This window comes from Paenibacillus sp. CMAA1364 (genome assembly GCF_054373195.1).
In genome coordinates this window covers 284,787-304,820 of the sequence record NZ_JBITNB010000002.1, presented here as the reverse complement: position 1 = coordinate 304,820, position 20,034 = coordinate 284,787, and the positions used below count along the sequence as shown (strand labels likewise).

Here is a 20,034-nt window from a genome sequence, read left to right as displayed (position 1 = left end):
CTAAAAGAAAATGGAGTGGATAAGAAATTTCAAGCCAAGTTGTACAAATTGCAATACAAACAAGCCAATGATTGGTGAAATATCAATCATTCCCATAATAGGCGGAATGAATCGACGGAATGGAGCTAGATACGGTTCAACTAATTTGGTCAATAATTCACCAATAAAATTGTTGCGTAAATTGGGTAGCCATGACATTAATACATAAATAACAATCATGTAAAAATAAATTTCAAATAATAAGTTGAGAATTCGATCAATTTGGATCAATACGGTTTCACCTCATTCTGTTGTGTTCAAGCTCTTCAGCCAAAATCTCGGAAATATTCCCTTGAATTTCAACTGTATCTGGGGTGCACAGAAAGATGTTACCTCCTATTTTGGATATGCTTCCACTTAATGCATAAACAGTTCCACTGACAAAGTCAATAATACGGAACGCTTGGTCATTTCGAACACGTTGTAAATTCATAACAACCGTGCGATGTGAACGCAAATGGTCGGCAATCTCTTGTGCCTCATCATACGAACGTGGTTCGTATAATACTACTTTAACATTTTTTTGTGAGTGAATGCTAACAACATTACTCCTTTGATTCTTACGTGGCTCCGCATTTAAAGTTCCAAATTCCTCTTCTTCAGTAGCGAGAGGTTCACGCTCTACAACTTCCTCTTCTTCCTGTAGACCCATGAAGTTCATAAATCGATTCATAACTCCCATATTTAACCCTCCTCTTTCCCTGTTAGAATAGATCCTAAACGTATCCACGTAGATCCTTCTTCAATCGCGACTTCAAAGTCATTCGACATTCCCATAGATAATTCTGTCATAGGTTCGCGGGTAATGGACTGGCGATTAAGATCATCTCTTAAATTTCTCAGACTTCTGAATATTGTCCGTGTATTCTCGGCATTCTCCTCGAAGGGAGCCATAGTCATTAATCCTACAATTCTAATATGGTTGAATCCTTTTATCTCTTCTAGAAATGGAGCTACATTCTGAGGTGCTAAACCATATTTCGTGTCTTCACCAGAGATATTTACTTGAACAAATACATTCACAACAATACCCAATTGACTTGCTTTCTTCTCAAGTTCCTGAGCAAGTGATAGCTTGTCTAGTGAATGGATATATTGGAACTTATTGATAACATCCTTCACTTTATTACTTTGAAGATGACCAATGAAATGCCAAATTCCCATTTCGCCTAATACATGCCACTTCTCTTCGGCATTCTGCCAACGATTCTCCCCAATATGCTTACATCCATGACTGAGAAATTCAGCGGTTCTTTCCAAAGATATATATTTCGTAACTACAACGGTATTTACATCTTCTCTTAATCTTCCACTTCTTATGCAAGCATCGTTAATTCGAGATTCTACGTCACTTATTCGATCTACAATTGTCAAAGAAAATACCACCTCACTTTAAGCCGATCCAGCTAGCCATACGTCCTGTAACTCCTGCATCTTTACGAAACGAGAAGAATACATCATTGTTACAGCTTGTACACCAAGTAGTACATTCGATATGTATCGGCATTATTCCTGCTTTTATCATAATGTGTCGATTGATTTCTTTCAAGTTCAACATGCTCTTTCCTGCGGTCTTATTCTGGTACCAAGTAGATGATGGTGTTGCGTGATCACCTATTTCCTTTTCTAATGCATACACATGCGACATCACCTTATCATCTACCTCATAACAACAAGGCCCTATGGATGGTCCAATAGCTGCTTTAATATCTGCTACATGACTACCATATTCTTGTTTCATTTGATTCACCATGTTGGATGCTATCTCTGACACGGTTCCCTTCCAACCTGCATGGGCAAGCCCGACGACCTGTTTCTGAGCATCATAGAAGTATAGCGGCACACAATCTGCATAAAAAGAAGTTAACAGTATACCAGGGACATTGGTTAGTAATCCATCGGTATTCTGAAATGCCGTCGATCTATCCTTGTTCCCGCGCCCTTTATCTTTTGCATAGACGATCTCTATATGATTGCTATGAACCTGTTCACCACAAGTCCACGCATCTAGGTTCATACCTAATGATTCAACAAGTCTCATTCGATTATGGATAACATCTACTTCATGATCCGCAACATGAAAAGCACAATTCATACTATCGTAGGGAGCTTGACTCACTCCACCTTGGCGTCCAGTAAATCCTGCAGTAATGGTTAATTCCTTATCCCATGACTCTAATATGAATACTTCTGGTTGATTCACTTCACAATTCCTCAATACAAATGGCTCCATAAAATTCACCTCTACTCCAGTGTATCATATATCTTTCCTAAGAACCCCTTAGTAAGGACGTCGATCCGTTCGCTCCAATCGATCTGCTTCTTTGTCATCTCTAATAGATTTAACCTCTTCCATCTTGACCAAAACAACATCAGATCCAATCTTTACAATTTGGTTCCATGGAATGATTAGTTCGGTTCGACCTCCAAACAGCCCCATTAACTTACTATAACTAGGGACTACGATAGCATCAATCCTACCCTGACGAAGGTCAAGCTCGAGATCGCTGATCTGGCCCAAACGTTTACCATCAATAATATTTATGACATCCTTTGTTTGAAAATCGGAGATCTTCATAGTTTAACCACCATACCTTTTTGTGAAGTCATTTTTTAAACAAATCTCAAAAGAGCTATATGGTTAATATATGTCATGACCCAATCGACAACCACTAAATATTAAATGATCACATCATGAAAAACAAAAAAAGCGATCACTTAGGATCGCTATATATATGCCTTCATATCTAATTATGTTCTCGCTGATTATGTCTTAACATATTTCTGCATTTGCTGAATCGCTGATTTCTCTAATCGTGATACTTGGGCTTGTGAAATCCCAATCTCATCCGCTACCTCCATCTGTGTTTTCCCCTCAAAAAAACGCATCGAGAGGATTAACTTTTCACGTTGCCCTAATCTATGCATAGCCTCTCTTAAGGCAATTTCCTCAATCCACGAAACATCTTTATTCTTATCATCGCTGATTTGATCCATGACATAGATCGGATCACCACCATCGTGATATATCGGTTCAAATAATGATACAGGATCCTGTATAGCATCGAGTGCAAACACGATATCTTCCTTAGGTATATTGAGTGCAACCGATATTTCAAATATGGTAGGTTCTCTACAGTTCTGATTCGTTAAGGCATCTCGAGCTTGAAGCGCCTTGTAAGCAATATCGCGTAGAGAACGAGATACCCTTATTGGATTATTATCCCGTAAATACCTTCGGATTTCACCGATAATCATCGGTACTGCATACGTAGAGAACTTAACATTTTGAGATAAGTCAAAATTATCAATAGCCTTCATTAGTCCAATACAGCCAACTTGAAACAAATCGTCGACGAATTCACCTCGATTATTAAATCTTTGAATAACACTTAGTACTAATCTTAAATTTCCATTGACCAATTTTTCCCTAGCTGAACGGTCATTATCCTGTTGTAAGGAATGAAACAACAATCGCATTTCCACATTTGTTAGAACGGGAAGCTTTGCTGTATCTACTCCACAAATTTCAACTTTGTTTCGGGTCATGATGATTTACCTCCCAAGGAGAAACATTACTGTACATTATCTCCTCAGAGGCTCATTTTATTCCTTATTTTCAAACCACTTTTCAAAAACTCACCAAACAAGTATCAATAATACTTATACCATTTTATTAAATTCTTTACGCAACCGTTTGATAATACGCTTTTCTAGTCGAGAGATATAGGACTGTGAAATGCCCAACATATCAGCTACATCTTTTTGTGTTTTCTCTTCGCCATCTTGTAATCCGAAGCGAAGCTCCATAATTGTTCGCTCTCTATCCGTCAATTTCTCAAGCGCTTTATGCAATAATTTGCGATCCACTTGCTCCTCAATATTGCGATAAATCACATCATTCTCCGTACCCATCACATCGGATAATAATAATTCATTACCATCCCAATCAATATTTAACGGTTCATCAAAAGAAACTTCACTTCTAATCTTATTATTTCTTCTTAAATACATGAGAATCTCATTCTCAATACAACGAGATGCATAAGTGGCAAGCTTGATTTTCTTCTCTGGATCAAATGTATTGACTGCCTTAATGAGACCTATTGCACCAATGGATACTAAATCTTCAATATTGATACCGGTGTTCTCGAATTTACGAGCAATATACACAACCAACCTTAAATTACGCTCGATCAACATCGCTCGAATAGCTGCATCCCCTGTGGATAACCTTTGCAGTAAATATTCCTCTTCATCCCGTGTCAACGGTGGAGGCAGTGCCTCACTACCACCAATATAATATATCTCTTCACTTTTGAGTCCAAATACAAATAGAATGCGATAATATTGTACTTGTGCAACCAATCTCCATTTTGCTAATATCATTTCATTCCTCCTAAGAGTTTTCTGTAAGAAAACTATCTTCGTAAGCATAAGCTGAGTTTTCTGTAAGAAAACTATCTTCGTCCCGAAATCATTCTTATGGTTAAATCACATCGTAGGCGGACTACCCACGGGAATCTCAATCTGACTTGGAGTGGCTGAGTCATCCTGTACAAGCTCTGGATGAATGATGGCTCGATATGCTCCTTCACCAGATAGCTCACCTCCATCAAGCCCTATAAGTACTCTTGTAGTTGTTGTTGTCATACCATTAATATTAACTTCAACAAGATCCGGTTTAAGGGCTAACATGAATGCTGCACTACGGTTCACACCCCGATACGGAACTAACCGGATACGATCTTGCCACAGAAAATTAGATTCTTCCCCCATTTCCATAATGAGTTTGTCCGCTTCTCCATCAGCAAGCTTGCCTTTCCATGATTCAGGAAGATGGTCTTGCCATAATGTCGCCTCCATCACCATGACGGGTATACGAGTTAGAGGGTCACATAGCTGATTACCTGTATCCAGAAGCCCCCTACATCTCACCTCTTGATTAGAGATCACTACCCTCACTTCCGCTAAATAGACTTGTCTATCGTCGAACTTCCGCTTCGAGGATTGCACCACTTTGAACCCGTACATAACAACAAAGAACATAATGATAATAAACCAGAAACCAATACCTAATTCAAAAGCAAACCCTCCCGATGTTGTGAACCGTATTCCGTTCCAAATATCACCTGTGTTTTGTAGCAAATAATGAATTCCAACAATTCCACCAGCTGCCGCAAAATTAATCATATAGAAAGTCCCTAAATTCCTAATATAGTGTTGTAAACTCTTAAACCCAAAGGCAATCCACAACATCATTAAGGATAATCCGAACTTAATAAGAAAGGTATACATGAAGCTAAGAACAGGTAAGAACATCATAATGACATAAAGGGCACCCAATAATGCGGATAGAAGGATTCGCCACCAAGGCACTTTAAGCTTTCGCATCCATCCCGTTAACCACAATACCGTTGCATCAATAACTAGATTAAAGATAAATATAAGATCGATATAGACAACCATAACCCTCACCTACCTGAAATATTATCTACGAGGAAGGATGTCAGCAGAACCTAGTGCTACTTTTTTAGAAGATAAATTTAGTATAGAAAAGTCTCTATCCAAAGTCTGTCTAATCATGGAAGTCAAATTGGCTATATTTTTGTCGAAATCTAACAAAAGAAACGTAAAAGGGTTCGATTTTCCTAGTAGGAAAATCGAACCCTTTTACATGGGATTATTAAATGCATGTGATTTAGTCGTTATTCGGACGTGTACGATTCCGTAAAAATGTAGGTATATCCAGTTGATCACTAGAGGCTTGATTACCAAATGGACGTAAGTTTTGGTTCGTCTTATCAGCAACTTCATTCTCAGGCGTTACGGTCTTACGAATTTGAGTATGTGGAATCGCTGGCTTGTGCTCAAATCCAGTAGCAATAACAGTAACTTTAATATCATCTTTTAAATCTTCATCAATAATTGCACCGAAGATCATATTCACATCAGGATCAGAAGCAGATGTAACAATCTCTGCAGCTTCATTCACCTCATATAGTGATAGGTTTGAACCGCCTGTGATATTCATGATCACACCACGAGCTCCTTCGATAGACGTTTCTAGTAAGGGACTCATAATGGCTTTGCGTGCGGCTTCAGATGCGCGGTTCTCACCACTAGCTACACCTATACCCATCAACGCTGATCCACGTTCTGTCATAATGGTCTTAACGTCAGCAAAGTCTAAGTTTATGAGACCCGGTACTGCAATTAGGTCAGATATACCTTGTACAGCTTGTCGAAGAACATTATCCGCTTCTCTAAAGGCTTCTAGCATCGGTGTCTTCTTATCTACGATTTCTAAGAGTCGATCATTCGGAATAACGATCAATGTGTCTACTTTTTCTTTCAGCGCTTCTATGCCAAGTTCAGCATGTGAGAAACGTTTTCTACCTTCAAAAGTAAATGGACGAGTAACGACGCCCACAGTCAATGCTCCACATTCTCTTGCGATCTCAGCTATAACTGGAGCTGCACCTGTACCCGTTCCTCCACCCATACCAGCAGTGACAAATACCATGTCAGCACCTTTAAGTGTATTGGAAATAAGTTCCCGAGATTCCTCTGCTGCTTTTTTACCAACATCAGGATTTGCACCTGCTCCAAGACCTCTTGTCAGCTTATCACCAATCTGTAACTTATGTTCAGATTTAGCCATATGCAGTGCTTGAGCATCTGTATTGACTGTAATAAACTCAACACCCTGGACACCATTTTCAATCATTCGGTTAACAGCGTTACTACCACCACCACCGACACCAATAACTTTAATCTGAGCTAAGCTCTCCATTTCAAAATCAAATTCCAACATACTGTTCCATCTCCCCCTCATTGTGCATGCATGGATGGCTCGTTCATTTTGATATGAACACCTTATATAAACTCACTGAACATATTCTTCAAACGTTCCATCATCCCCGATTTCTGGGGCTTTCCTTGTTTTGATGCAGGATTCACTTTATTATTGCGATTCATGGGGTTCTTATTGTTCACAGACGCCGTATTACGAATTCGATAGTTTCGTATAACGTTATGAATAATTCCGACTCCGCTTGTAAACCCGGGGTCTCTTACACCTATATAGTCTGGAACTGCTATTCGCACAGACGCAGCTAGCTCAGCCTGTGCTACTTGAAGAACACCTGGCATCGTTACTGTTCCGCCTGAAAGGATATACCCTCCAGGAAGTTCCTTGTATCCTAGACGCTTCACTTCTTGATGAAGGAGATAGAATATTTCTTGAACTCTAGGCTCTATGATAGCCGCCAAGTCTTGTTGACTGAATTCTTTTTCGACGTTACTACCAATTCGTGTTACTTTGAATATAACATCTGGTGCCGCATCGTCAATGAGGGCGCAACCATATTTAAGTTTGACCTTCTCTGCTTGATCCGTTAATGTCCGCAGTCCATAAGCAATATCATTAGTAACGTACTCTCCACCAATAGGCAACGTAGACGTAGCTACCATGGCACCTTCTTCAAAAATAGACACCGTTGTCGTCCCTGCTCCAATATCAACAAGTACGGAACCCATCTTCTTCTCATCTTTGGATAAAGCCATCTGACCTGCACCTAGTGACATGAGCACCAAATCTTTAACTTTCAGATCAGATTTCTCTACACAACGCAAAAGATTATGTATCGCTGTCTTGGCACCTGTAATGATAATTGCCTCTACTTCCAAACGAACACCAATCATACCTCGTGGATCTTGAATACCTTCAAGACCATCCACAACGTATTGCTTTGCTACGACATCAATAATTTCTCTATCGGGTGGTAAAGCTACAACTTCAGCCGCTTTTAGAACACGTTCGATATCTTCTTCTCCAATTTCTCTATCCTCGTTCGATACTGCCACGACTCCGTGGCTTGATTGAAGTCCAATATGATTCCCTGAAATGCCGACATATACTTCAGATATTTGAATGCCAACCATACGCTCTGCGTGCTCAACTGCATTACGAATAGATTGTACGGTTTGGTCAATATCTACAATTGCGCCTTTGCGAATTCCCTCTGAGTCGGCAGATCCAACTCCAATAATATTAAAGGCTCCATTAGTTACTTCACCAATAATAGCACGAACTTTGGATGTACCGATGTCCAAACTAACAATGATGTCATTGTTGCTCAACCGTGGCACCTCCTGTTCAATAATAAATTAAAATACCATTTTGTGTAGATTCTCATTTTTGTGTAGATTCTCATTACTTATTCAACATACCTTTATCTATTCCTCTTTTTTCTACATTATTTTTACTTTTGTATTAATAGAATGTAAAAAAAGTCTATCATTTAATTTTACGAGAAAGAAATAAACTTGTCCATAAATCTGATTGTAGCATTTTTTACTTGCTATTAGTAGTCCCATCCACTTCTTCAGCCTTACTATCTATTGGTAAAAAAGGAACATAAGCATCAGCTTCAAGCATGGTGATCACTCCTGGTTCCTCCGTCTCGATAACTTGATTAAGATATTCTACTTTATCCTTCAGTAAAGATACCGCAGTAATCACCTCGAATTTAGAACGAGTATACATTTTAATACGGTCTGGAAAGGATAGCGTAGGCGATGGAATGATTTCAGAGATATCTGATGTTAATTGATTAGGAATAACTCCAAGAATCTTACAGAGTTCTACTTTATAGGGGTCTTTTGGATCCCATTGCATCAATATAGGCTTCTCAACAGCAATACCACTTGTATCCACAGATACCCTAGCACCATTGGATAGAATCGCCATCAAATCCCCAACATCTCCTAGTTCATAAGCTACTGTTGAATACTCCTGAACAATAATTTTGATTTTCCCAGGGAATTTCTTGGTCACTGTGACATTCTGTATGGAATCCACTGCTGTTAATCGCTTCTCAAGTGTTGAAGCAGATACACCAAAAAATTGATCTCCAACACCAATCTCCACAACTTGTTTCAATTGTTCATTCGAAGAGAATACATTACCTTGAAATTGAATTTCGGCTATTCGACTGATAGGTGATCTGAAGAATAATATAGCTAGTACAACTACAAACAATAAAAAAAGAATGATTAAGATCTTGCGACTAGCTTTTACCTTCCGTGGATTGCTAGTTTTTAATGCAGGAATAGAAGTTCTCTCCATATCAACTCTCCATAAAATGCCCCTTACCCCCTCTTTAACTAAAGAAGGGATAAGTAGGACCTTAGTTCGCCAAATCGAGCTGTTTGGGCACGGGCGTATGCCGGTGAATGTCCGCTCCAAGCTTCTGGAATAACAATTCAATTCGATCATAACCCCTGTCAATATGATGCACTTGTTCTATGATTGTCTTTCCCTGTGCAGCCAGACCAGCAATGACTAGAGCAGCACCCGCCCTCAGATCTGTTGCTTCTACGGTAGCTCCATACAATCTTGGCACGCCGCGTATAAACGCACAATTAAGATCAATAGATATATCTGCACCCATCACAGTCAATTCGTCGACATGTTTAAATCTTCCCTCAAAGACGGTTTCCTTCATGACACTAAATCCATCCGATAACGCCAACATCACCATCACTTGAGATTGAAGATCTGTTGGGAAAGAAGGATAGGGTGAAGTGACAATTCGGTCTATAGCTTTTGGTCGACCCATACAACTTAAGGTCATTATATCATTGCATACACCAATTTGAATACCAGCACGCTTTAGGACATGAATTAAAGAGGTCAGATGGGCAGGATTGCAATGTGTAAGCGTGACTTCTCCCCTTGTTACTGCAGCTGCAATCATAACCGTACCTGCTACAATACGGTCTGGAATAATATGATACGTACAAGGATGTAATTTTGTGACCCCTAGTATAGTAATGGTGTCCGTTCCTGCGCCAATAATGCTTGCACCCATCTCATTCAAGAAATTCTGGAGGTCCTGTATTTCCGGCTCTCTAGCTGCATTTGTGATCGTAGTTGTACCTTCAGCAAAGACCGCTGCCATCATAATATTTTCTGTCGCACCAACACTTGGGAAATCCAAATGTATGTCTGCACCTATCAATTTACTCGCTTTACACAGAATCTGTTGGTCCTTCTCTTCAATCACTGCACCTAAGGCTTTTAATCCTTGTAGATGAAGGTCAATCTTCCGTTCACCAATCGCACATCCACCAGGCTGGTAAATAGTTACTTCACCAAATCGACTGAGTAATGGCCCCATCAGAAAAATAGATGATCTCATCTGTTTCATTAAATCTTCTGGTACATGAAACGAATTGGCGGACGACGTGTCCACAATGATTACTTCCTGCTCACGCTTTACTTGACAACCAAGTCTTTTCAGGATGTTCATCATGACTTCAATATCCAAAAGCCGAGGGACATTATGCAAGTGAACTTCGCCATCAGTTAGCATACATGCAGCTAGAATAGGTAAAGCTGCATTTTTAGCACCATCGATACGAATGCTTCCCGATAAGGCTTTGCCTCCCTCAATCACCAATTTGTCCAATGCTTCACCTCCGAGTTTACTGCTCACCGATTATAAACACTTCTGGGATTAATGAGATCCCATATTCAGTTGATATGACATCCTGAATTTTGTGTATAAGGGTTAGCACGTCCTCTGCTGTCGCTTGACCAGTATTTACAATGAAATTGGCATGTTGCAATGAAACTTCTGCCCCACCTACACGATAACCTTTGAGTCCAACAGCCTCAATTAGTCTTGCTGCATGGTCCCCTGTGGGATTACGAAATACACTTCCTGCACAAGGTGACTTTAAAGGCTGAGTTCTACGGCGCCGGTCTTTAAAAGATGCTAGTGCTGCAGCTATTTCTCTGCGTTCTCCATAACTAAGCGTGAATGTCGCTTCTAACACAACGCCTCTTTTCTCATGTAGAACAGAATGTCGATAAGCGAATTCCATTTCATTAGCAGTACATGTAATCAATTCTCCTGTCTCCAGTACAATCTCAGCGGACTTGAATATGCGTGATACATCAGACCCATGGGCACCAGCGTTCATGTATACGGCTCCACCGACAGAACCGGGAATTCCCCCTGCGAACTCCATACCTGTCAACGCATGTTTACCTGTCAGTAAGCTCAATTTCACTAATGAGCAAGCTCCGCCCGCAATCACATGTTCCCCTTGAACAGTGGCATATTCCAACCCTGAACCCAATTTGATGACAACGCCTCGTATCCCCTTGTCTGTGACAAGTATATTAGAGCCGCGTCCAACTTGAATCCATGGAATCTGATGTCTATGAAGGAGTCTTAAAAGATCTTGCAACTGTTGCTTGGTTTCACAAACAATGAGCGCATCGGCAGGTCCACCTATTCTCCAAGTCGTATGACTACTCATGTGTTCATTGATTCTAATGTCCCCAACATTCACATTTGTGAATAGGGATTGCCATTGTTGCACTGCACACCCTCCCTTCCTTTATTAGGAACAAGACCATCTTCCAGTGGATTAGAACCCTGCTACGTTGTGATTCAGATAAGATATTACTGTGTCCATGGGCGATTATCACGGTTATACGGTATCTTATGTAAGCCCACTTAGGTGTGTGACAATCCACGCATGAAGAAAAACTTCCCTCTACCTCAGTCGACATGTCTGGATAAATTCAGGAGAATTCCTAACGCGGTCAGCATTAAGGTTAACGAGGAACCTCCATAGCTAATTAAAGGGAGTGTGATCCCAGTTACTGGCATCATTCCAATAACGACACCTATATTGATAATAACTTGAATAGCAAGCATCCCGATGATGCCTACAGCAAGTAGACTACCGAATCGATCTTGAATCGTCATTGCAATTCGCATGCCACGCCACATCAAGACTAGGAACAGCAGTAATACGATCATCCCTCCAATAAATCCCAACTCTTCTGCTAATATGGAGAATATGAAATCAGTCTGCGGTTCTGGCACATAACTATATTTTTGACGGCTCATTCCGAGCCCTAATCCACCTAGACCACCAGGACCTATAGCATACAAAGACTGAATAATCTGATACCCCGCTCCTAACGGATCAGACCATGGATCAAGGAAAGCCGTAATTCTCTTCAATCGATAAGGTGCTGCTAGAATTAGACCCGCAAATCCAACCATACCTACAAGAGCGAGCATCCCTAGATGCTTCATTTGTGCACCTGCTGTAAAGACAATCATCATCGCAGCACCAAACATGACGCTTCCTGTTCCTAAATCAGGTTGTAGCATAATCAACCCGAATGCAGTCCCGATTAACGCTAATGGAGGGAGTAGACCTTTACGGAAAGATGTAATATCCATATGATCTCGGCTCAACCATTTGGCAAGATATAGAATCATTCCTAGCTTCATGAACTCCGATGGTTGAATCCCAAACGAACCAATACCTAACCAACTACGTGCTCCTCCGCGCACATTCCCAATTCCAGGAATTAGAACCATGATAAGCAAAATAAAGCAGATCACTAGACCTGCTTTTGCATATGTAAGCCATATTCGATAATCCAGACTTGCGGTAACAAACATTGCCATGACACCTAATGCTGCAAATATCCCCTGGCGTTTAACGAAATAAAAAGAATCTCCATAGTTATGGAAACCAAGAACAGAGCCTGCACTATACACCATGATTATACCGATGGTTAGGAGGCTCATTATACATAGTAGGATCCATAGATCTGGGCTTGAGCGTGTTTGATTCATGAGAAGCCACCTCTTACTTTGAAAAAGTAGGGGCTTATCCACACCCCCCTACTTAAAGATTATGCACTGCCTCCTTAAAAATGCGTCCGCGTTCCTCGTAGGAAGTAAACATATCCCAACTTGCACAAGCGGGAGATAGGAGTACGATATCACCTTTCTCTGCATAACTAGCCGCTTTCACTACAGCTGTCTTGAGAATCGTTCCTGCATCATCCTCAGTATCGACGAGAGAAATATGTTCTAATCCAGCCATCTCAGCTATTCTGGCTATTTTATGCTTGGTCTCACCAAATAGAATGATCGCTTTCACATGTTCTTGAAAGACCGATAGTAATTCACTATAATCCGATCCACGATCTAATCCACCTGCAATTAGAATAATAGGTTCTTGAAACGATGTAAGTGCCATTGTAGTTGCCTTAGAATTTGTCGCTTTGGAGTTGTTGTAATACGTCGAACCATCTATCTCTTTCACAAATTCTAATCGATGTTCGACACCACGGAATGTTGCAAGCGGAACAGCAAGTTGATCAACTCTAACCCCAGCTGTAAGCCCAATTGCGCATGCTGCAAGAGCATTCTCCACATTGAATCGTCCCTTGATACGAATGTCTTCAACAGGGATGATCTCATGAATTACGCCATTATGATCACGGTATACAACGGTGCGCATTTGCGAATCGTTGACACCAGCTTGATAGGGTGGACTTACGAACACGCCTTCTAATAACGCCTCATTCATTGAAAAGGGAAGTATTTTTCCATTTATCTGTGTTGCTAATCCACGGCAAATAGGATCATCCCAATTGAGGATTGCCGTATCGCCTTCCCCTTGATTATCGAACATCTTCAATTTCGATGCTATGTAATCATCCATGTCTCCATGATAATCCAAATGTGTCTCTGTTATATTGAGTAGACACCCAATTCTTGGCTTGAATTGCTGTGTGCCTTTCAACTGAAAGCTGCTTAATTCAACAACCATCCAATGATCATCCGTTGCTCCCTGTACTGCTTCAGATAAGGGTGTTCCAATATTGCCAGCAACAATTGGAGATAATCCCGCATAATGAAGAATTTCTCCTACCCATGTCGTTGTCGTTGTTTTTCCATTAGATCCTGTAATACCTATCATTGGCGCTTCACACAAATGATAGGCTATCTCAACTTCTGTCACAATTTCTATCCCTAGTTCCTTCGCTTTCACTAAAGGAGGCACGGTATAGGGAATGCCTGGGTTCTTCACAACGAGCTCAACGCCAGAATGAATAAGTTCATCCGGATGGCTTCCGCAAATAACACAAATGCCCAAAGCCTCTAATTCAGAAGCCTCGGGACACTGTTCTATCTCTTTTTTATCATTCACTTTAACTAAAGCCCCTAGTTTATGAAGGACTTTAGCAACTTGCACACCACTTTTAGCTAATCCAAGAACAACAACTTGTTTACCTCTATATGCTTCTGGATGATTCATAATTACAACCCCTTGTTAATATAAAGTCCAAGGCAAGCCAGTACGATACCGACAATCCAAAACGTAATAACAACTCGCCATTCTGACCATCCTGAAAGTTCGAAATGATGATGAATAGGGCTCATTTTGAATATTCGCTTACCTCTAGTCTTAAATGAAGCCACTTGTAGAACAACAGAGAGCATTTCTACAACAAATATTCCTCCGATAATAAGAAATAATAATTCACTTTTCGTTACGATAGCAATGGCACCGATGGCTCCGCCAATCCCTAAAGATCCCGTATCGCCCATGAATACTTTAGCTGGATGTGTGTTGAATACTAAGAATCCAAGCACAGCACCGATCATGGCTGCCGCACAGAAGGCTGCAGGCATAGAAGTTGCTTGAATTGCTACGAGTGCAAATGCAGCAAATGCAATCGCACTAACTCCTGAGAGTAGTCCATCTAATCCATCTGTGAAGTTAACAGCATTACTAATCGCTAACAACATAATGATAATGAAAGGATAATAGAACCACGGGCCTAAATCGAACCCCCAAGATGTACCAGGTATGGCAATGGATGTTCTATGGCCATTCTGAAATAATAAATAACAAATGATACCAGATATAAGTAATTGCCCTAGTAATTTCTGACCCGCTGTCAATCCTAATGATCTTTTAAACACAATTTTAATATAATCATCTAAGAAACCTATTAATCCAAAACCAAGTGTTGCAATTAATAAAACATAAAAATCAGTATCTACTGTAGAGAATTTCAGGAATGACAATGTAAATGCGAGAATAATTACGATCCCACCCATTGTAGGTGTTCCTGATTTAGCTAAGTGACTCTCTGGTCCATCATGTCGTACCTGCTGTCCAAATTTCATTCGACGTAGCAAAGGAATGAGTATAGGAGCAGCGATCACCGCAAGTATAAATGATACCCCAATCGTTAGTAATAATAATTGAATGTCCACACCTTCACCCCTTCGGTTCGTCGATTCTACTAGTGTTCCCAATAATCGCATTCACTACCTCTTCCAACTTCATCCCCCGTGAACCTTTCACAAGCACGATATCTTTAGGCTGAATCTCTTTCATTAGTTGCACAATTAAGGCTGCCTTATTTGTAAATGCATGCACATGTGCATCAGTAAGGATCTTTTGTGCCTCCTGTGCTGTATGAGAGGATAATGAACCAAATGTATACAGAACATCCACTTTGTCAGCTGTCACATAGCGACCTATTTCAGCATGATATTCATTTTCTTGCTCACCAAGCTCCAACATGTCTCCGAGCACTGCAATTTTACGTCGATAACCCTTCATATTGTGGAGCACATCAATCGCAGCCTTAACAGAAGTTGGACTAGCATTATATGCATCATTTAACACAGTTAAGCCACTGCTTGCAACAAGCTGTTCAATGCGCATTCCTGTTAATTGAACACGGGATAGTCCCTCTTTCAACTGATCTTCAGTCACTTCAAAATGTCTTGCAACAGCAAGTGCAGCCAGGGCATTAAGTACGTTATGTCGACCTAGCATTGGAAGATCAAATCCGAGATCTTCGTGAATATGCGATGTGAAAATAATACCTTGACTATGAAACATCATACCTGTCGGATAGTCATCATTAAGAGTATCAAGACCGAACGTAAATACTCGTAAGTCATCTGGCTTCACACAAGATGAATCAGCTAATGCTTGTGGGATTAAAGGTTCATCTCCGTTATAAATCAATAGCCCATCCGCATTCATTCCACTTACAATCTCAAGCTTAGCTATGGCAATCTGTTCGCGTGACCCCAACTGTAAGAGATGAGACTCACCAATGTTGGTTATGATAGCAACATCAGGTCTAGCAATTGCCGCAAGAGATCTAATTTCATTAGGTCCGCTCATACCCATTTCAAGAACGACAATCTCAACGTCTTCTTTCATCTGAAGAATGGTAAGAGGAAGCCCAATGTGATTATTATAATTGCCCTCTGTTTTATGGACATTATATCGAGTCTGAAGTATGGATGCGACCATATCCTTCGTTGTGGTCTTACCATTACTGCCCGTAATACCAACAACTTTACAGCCTATATCTAGCAAATAGGACTTGGCAAGCAACTGTAACGCATCCAATGTATTATCCACCAAGATGATAGCACCATCTGGTTGTTGCGCATAATCGCGTTGCCACAGTGTGGCACCTGCCCCATCTACCAATCCTTTAGCCGCAAATTCATGTCCATCGTAATGTTCACCTACGAGTGGCACGAATAGGCTACCTTCCGTTATATGACGAGAATCTGTTGTCACACCATGAATGATTTTACTTTGATCTTGATCATGCAGTAACGTACCCCCGCACATCGTCGCGATCTCACCTAATGTTCTAATTATCACAATTCTATACCCCTTATCGCTTCCTTGGCGACGATACGATCATCGAAATCAAGGATCGTCTGTCCAATTTTTTGATAGGTCTCATGACCTTTCCCCGCAATCAATACTACATCTTCAGGGCTTGCCATATCAATAGCCTTTTGAATAGCTACACGCCGATCGATAATCAATTGATAGCGATCGCTTGCAATCAGTTCTTCAATAAGACCAACTTCAATTTCCTTCAATATGGATTCTGGATCCTCGGTGCGGGGATTATCAGAAGTAACAAAGACAACATCACTATACTTTGCCGCAATTTTCCCCATCAATGGACGCTTCGTGCGATCCCGATCTCCACCACATCCAAATACGGTGATGACTCTACCCTTGGCGAACTCATTCACTGTCTTCAAGACATTCTCCAGTCCGTCTGGTGTATGAGCATAATCAACGATGACTGCAAACGGCTGCCCAGCGTCTACCGCTTCAACACGTCCATCAACTCCAGCCAGTGCTTCAAGACTCATTCGTATATCCTCAAGCGGAACACCTTCTAATAGGGTAGCCGTGATCGCTGCAAGTGCATTATAGACATTAAATTTACCTACCATTTTCAATTTGATATCCGTACTGCCTTTGAATGTATTCACATGAAATTGTGTGCCTTGCGAGCTTATCGAAATCTCAGTTGCCCTTACATCAGCGTCTTCACCTAAACCATAAGTCACGACTTCAGAAGAAGTGATCTTATTGAAATATTGCGATGCTGGATCATCTGCATTTAACACTGCAAATTTACGTTTGTCGAGATTAGCCTGAAATGTGTTACCCATTCTAGAGAAGAATAAACCTTTAGCTTCACGATATTGTTCCATTGTATTGTGATAATCCAGATGATCCTGTGTTAGATTCGTAAATACAGCTGTATCGAAATCCGTACCTTTCACTCGGCCTTGTTCTAGTGCATGGGATGATACTTCCATTACACAGCAACGTGTACCATTCATAGCCATATCATGTAATGAACGTTGTAATTCCAGTGCTTCTGGTGTTGTGCCAGACATAGGAAATGAACGACCACCATATCGCATTTGAATCGTACCAATGAGTCCTGTTCTCACACCATGATCATTCATAATCTTCTCGATTAAATAGGCCGTTGTTGTTTTCCCATTCGTTCCTGTTATCCCAATGATTTTCATTTGTTTACTAGGTGAACCGAAGAATGAATCTGATAATACTGCCATGGCATACCGACAATCTTTGACGATCATCTGCGGCAAATCAATATCTAGTTCATGATCGACAACAAGCGCTACTGCCCCTTTAGACATGGCATCTTGGGCATATTGATGACCATCCACCGTATGGCCTCGTAAGCAGATAAATAAGTCTCCTTCTTTGACCTTCTGGGAATTCGTCTGTAGACCAGATACTGTAATATCCCCGTTCCCCATAATCCGCTTAATCATCAAGCTTGAAGCTAATTCATTAAGTCTCATAACATCGTTCCTCCGCTTATCTCAATTAACAACTATCATTAAGGATTTCCCATATAGATACGAATGGTAGATCCTTGTTCTACTCTACTGCCAGGTTTAGGTGCTTGGCTAACAACGTTCGTACCATTGCCTGACTTAGAGAGATTGAAATTCATATTCAGGTCTTCGTATAAGTCTTGAACCGTCGCACCTACCAGATCAGGTACAGTAACGATAGGAATTTCACCATATCTATATTCCTTTTCCAATTGATCTTGTCGTTCTGGCACTTTCATATAGTGGAGGGAATCCTCAAGTATATTCTGTACAATAGGTGCAGCAACAACTCCACCGAATTGAATCCCTTTGGGATTATCAACGGCTGTATACACCACAATCTGAGGATCATCTGCTGGTGCAAATCCGATAAAAGATACAATATGCTCAGAAGCAGAATATCGTCCATTCACAACAATTTGTGCGGTTCCAGTCTTACCACCAACACGATATCCATCGATGAAGGCTGGTCTTCCGGTCCCTTTTGCTACTACACTCTCAAGCGCTTCCCTAACTTGCTTAGAAGTTTCTTCTGATATAACACGCCTAATCAGTTCAGGCTTATTCTCTTCGACAATCGTATTGTTCTCCTTGTTGATCCACGCTTTTGAAATGTAGGGTTTGTATAAATTACCACCATTGATGGCAGCCGAAACTGCAGCCACTTGTTGAATAGGTGTAACAGACACACCTTGACCAAATGACGTTGTCGCTAGCTCTACAGGACCTACTCGTGGTAACTTGAATAGTATTCCATTACCTTCTCCATTGAGATCAACGCCTGTTTTCGTACCAAAACCAAAGTTTTTAATATATTTAAAAAGAGTCTCTTTACCTAGCCGTTGTCCAAGTGCAACAAACCCTGGATTACATGAATTCTCCACAACCTCAAGAAAGGTCTCACTACCATGACCTCCACGTTTCCAGCATTTCAAAGTCGCTCCTCCTACTTTAACATAACCAGGGTCAAAAAAAGTATCATGTTGTAGATCAACCTTCTTCTCCTCTAATGCCGCAGCAAGAGTAATGATCTTGAATGTTGAACCAGGCTCATATGTCATCCAAATGGGAAGATTTCGATTATAAATGTCAGGTGCGTAGTCTTGATAATGTGCAGGTTCATATCCAGGTCTGCTAGCCATACCTAGAATCTCCCCTGTTTTGGGATTCATCGCTATAGCCCAACTACCTCGGGCTTGAAACTGAACCATGGCTTGATCTAGTTCACGCTCAATAATCGACTGGATGGATTTATCAATCGTTAGTTCTAGACTCAATCCATCCTTTGGTTGTGCATATTTCTCTGAAGATCCTGGCATCAGTCGACCCGCTGCATCGGAGAGATATGAGATGTTTCCATTCAATCCCTTCAGCTTATCGTCATACCTTTGCTCAACACCTGTGATTCCTTGATTATCAATCCCTGTAAATCCTAGAATATGGGCGGCTAGATCACCATAGGGATAATATCTCTTATTATCCTCCGCAACAATAATCCCCGGTAACTTCAGATCGCGGATTTGCTGAGCAAGTTCCAATGTTATTTTTCGACCACCGGGTTGTAGTTTCTCATTCATAGATCGTTTCTTAGATATCTTCTTTAGAATATTCTCTTGACTCATTCCAAGCAAGGGAGACAGAATGCGAGCCGTTGATTCAGGATCCTGAATCTGTACAGGAATTGCCCATACGGTTGGTGAACTAACATTGTACGCTAGAGATATTCCATTTCGATCTAGGATCTCTCCTCTTTTGGCAGTGAAGGGAAGATTTCTGCGCCATAATTCCTCTGCTTTAGCCGTGAGCTCCTTACCTTGTCCAAACTGAACATAAGCAAGCCTACCTATAAGAGCTGTAAACAACACGCAAAAGAACAGTAAGCTCCATAGTAGCCTCCGTCTGCGTGTTACATTTGAAACCTTCATATTAA

19 protein-coding genes are annotated in these 20,034 nt (G+C 40.8%); all 19 read right to left on the bottom strand.

What is annotated here, in order from left to right; translation table 11 throughout:
- Positions 1–270 carry a YggT family protein gene (locus ACH8E3_RS03130; protein ID WP_458631138.1) on the bottom strand — a complete coding sequence of 90 codons (270 nt, stop codon included), beginning with the start codon at positions 268–270 and terminating at the stop codon, positions 1–3.
- A gap of 7 nt (positions 271–277) precedes the next feature.
- Complete coding sequence (locus tag ACH8E3_RS03125) at positions 278–721, bottom strand: cell division protein SepF (protein ID WP_458631137.1); 444 nt, start codon at positions 719–721, stop codon at positions 278–280.
- 2 nt (positions 722–723) lie between these two features.
- Positions 724–1,413, bottom strand: a complete 690-nt coding sequence (locus ACH8E3_RS03120) for a YggS family pyridoxal phosphate-dependent enzyme (RefSeq protein ID WP_458631136.1) — start codon at positions 1,411–1,413, stop codon at positions 724–726.
- A gap of 13 nt (positions 1,414–1,426) precedes the next feature.
- Positions 1,427–2,272: a peptidoglycan editing factor PgeF gene (pgeF, locus tag ACH8E3_RS03115; protein WP_458631135.1), complete on the bottom strand. Its 846-nt coding sequence runs from the start codon at positions 2,270–2,272 to the stop codon at positions 1,427–1,429.
- A 48-nt stretch (positions 2,273–2,320) separates the two neighbouring features.
- Positions 2,321–2,617 (bottom strand): YlmC/YmxH family sporulation protein, encoded by a 297-nt coding sequence (locus ACH8E3_RS03110; protein WP_458631134.1) that lies wholly within the window; start codon positions 2,615–2,617, stop codon positions 2,321–2,323.
- A gap of 188 nt (positions 2,618–2,805) precedes the next feature.
- On the bottom strand, positions 2,806–3,588 hold the full coding sequence (sigG, locus tag ACH8E3_RS03105) for an RNA polymerase sporulation sigma factor SigG (protein ID WP_458631133.1): 783 nt from the start codon (positions 3,586–3,588) through the stop codon (positions 2,806–2,808).
- A 114-nt stretch (positions 3,589–3,702) separates the two neighbouring features.
- On the bottom strand, positions 3,703–4,428 hold the full coding sequence (gene sigE / locus ACH8E3_RS03100; protein ID WP_458631132.1) for an RNA polymerase sporulation sigma factor SigE: 726 nt from the start codon (positions 4,426–4,428) through the stop codon (positions 3,703–3,705).
- 105 nt (positions 4,429–4,533) lie between these two features.
- The gene (gene spoIIGA, locus ACH8E3_RS03095; protein WP_458631131.1) at positions 4,534–5,508 is read right to left on the bottom strand and encodes a sigma-E processing peptidase SpoIIGA; all 975 of its coding nucleotides are present in this window, start codon (positions 5,506–5,508) and stop codon (positions 4,534–4,536) included.
- Positions 5,509–5,740: 232 nt separating this feature from the next.
- Positions 5,741–6,856, bottom strand: coding sequence for a cell division protein FtsZ (gene ftsZ, locus ACH8E3_RS03090; RefSeq protein WP_458631130.1), 1,116 nt, complete (start codon positions 6,854–6,856; stop codon positions 5,741–5,743).
- Between the two features lie 62 nt (positions 6,857–6,918).
- Entirely contained in the window at positions 6,919–8,184 is a 1,266-nt protein-coding gene (gene ftsA / locus ACH8E3_RS03085; protein WP_458631129.1) for a cell division protein FtsA, read from the bottom strand.
- 214 nt (positions 8,185–8,398) lie between these two features.
- Positions 8,399–9,172, bottom strand: coding sequence for a cell division protein FtsQ/DivIB (locus tag ACH8E3_RS03080; protein ID WP_458631128.1), 774 nt, complete (start codon positions 9,170–9,172; stop codon positions 8,399–8,401).
- A 61-nt stretch (positions 9,173–9,233) separates the two neighbouring features.
- Complete coding sequence (gene murA, locus ACH8E3_RS03075) at positions 9,234–10,517, bottom strand: UDP-N-acetylglucosamine 1-carboxyvinyltransferase (protein ID WP_458631127.1); 1,284 nt, start codon at positions 10,515–10,517, stop codon at positions 9,234–9,236.
- Between the two features lie 16 nt (positions 10,518–10,533).
- Positions 10,534–11,439, bottom strand: a complete 906-nt coding sequence (gene murB, locus ACH8E3_RS03070) for a UDP-N-acetylmuramate dehydrogenase (RefSeq protein ID WP_458631126.1) — start codon at positions 11,437–11,439, stop codon at positions 10,534–10,536.
- 182 nt (positions 11,440–11,621) lie between these two features.
- Positions 11,622–12,719, bottom strand: coding sequence for a stage V sporulation protein E (gene spoVE / locus ACH8E3_RS03065; RefSeq protein WP_458631125.1), 1,098 nt, complete (start codon positions 12,717–12,719; stop codon positions 11,622–11,624).
- Between the two features lie 52 nt (positions 12,720–12,771).
- Positions 12,772–14,193, bottom strand: coding sequence for a UDP-N-acetylmuramoyl-L-alanine--D-glutamate ligase (gene murD, locus ACH8E3_RS03060; protein WP_458631124.1), 1,422 nt, complete (start codon positions 14,191–14,193; stop codon positions 12,772–12,774).
- Positions 14,194–14,195: 2 nt separating this feature from the next.
- Complete coding sequence (gene mraY, locus ACH8E3_RS03055) at positions 14,196–15,161, bottom strand: phospho-N-acetylmuramoyl-pentapeptide-transferase (protein ID WP_458631189.1); 966 nt, start codon at positions 15,159–15,161, stop codon at positions 14,196–14,198.
- 4 nt (positions 15,162–15,165) lie between these two features.
- Positions 15,166–16,584 (bottom strand): UDP-N-acetylmuramoyl-tripeptide--D-alanyl-D-alanine ligase, encoded by a 1,419-nt coding sequence (locus ACH8E3_RS03050; protein WP_458631123.1) that lies wholly within the window; start codon positions 16,582–16,584, stop codon positions 15,166–15,168.
- Positions 16,581–18,068, bottom strand: coding sequence for a UDP-N-acetylmuramoyl-L-alanyl-D-glutamate--2,6-diaminopimelate ligase (locus ACH8E3_RS03045; RefSeq protein WP_458631122.1), 1,488 nt, complete (start codon positions 18,066–18,068; stop codon positions 16,581–16,583). The genes ACH8E3_RS03050 and ACH8E3_RS03045 overlap by 4 nt, the downstream gene beginning before the upstream one ends.
- A 38-nt stretch (positions 18,069–18,106) precedes the next feature.
- Complete coding sequence (locus ACH8E3_RS03040) at positions 18,107–20,029, bottom strand: stage V sporulation protein D (RefSeq protein WP_458631121.1); 1,923 nt, start codon at positions 20,027–20,029, stop codon at positions 18,107–18,109.
- Positions 20,030–20,034: the final 5 nt, after the last annotated feature.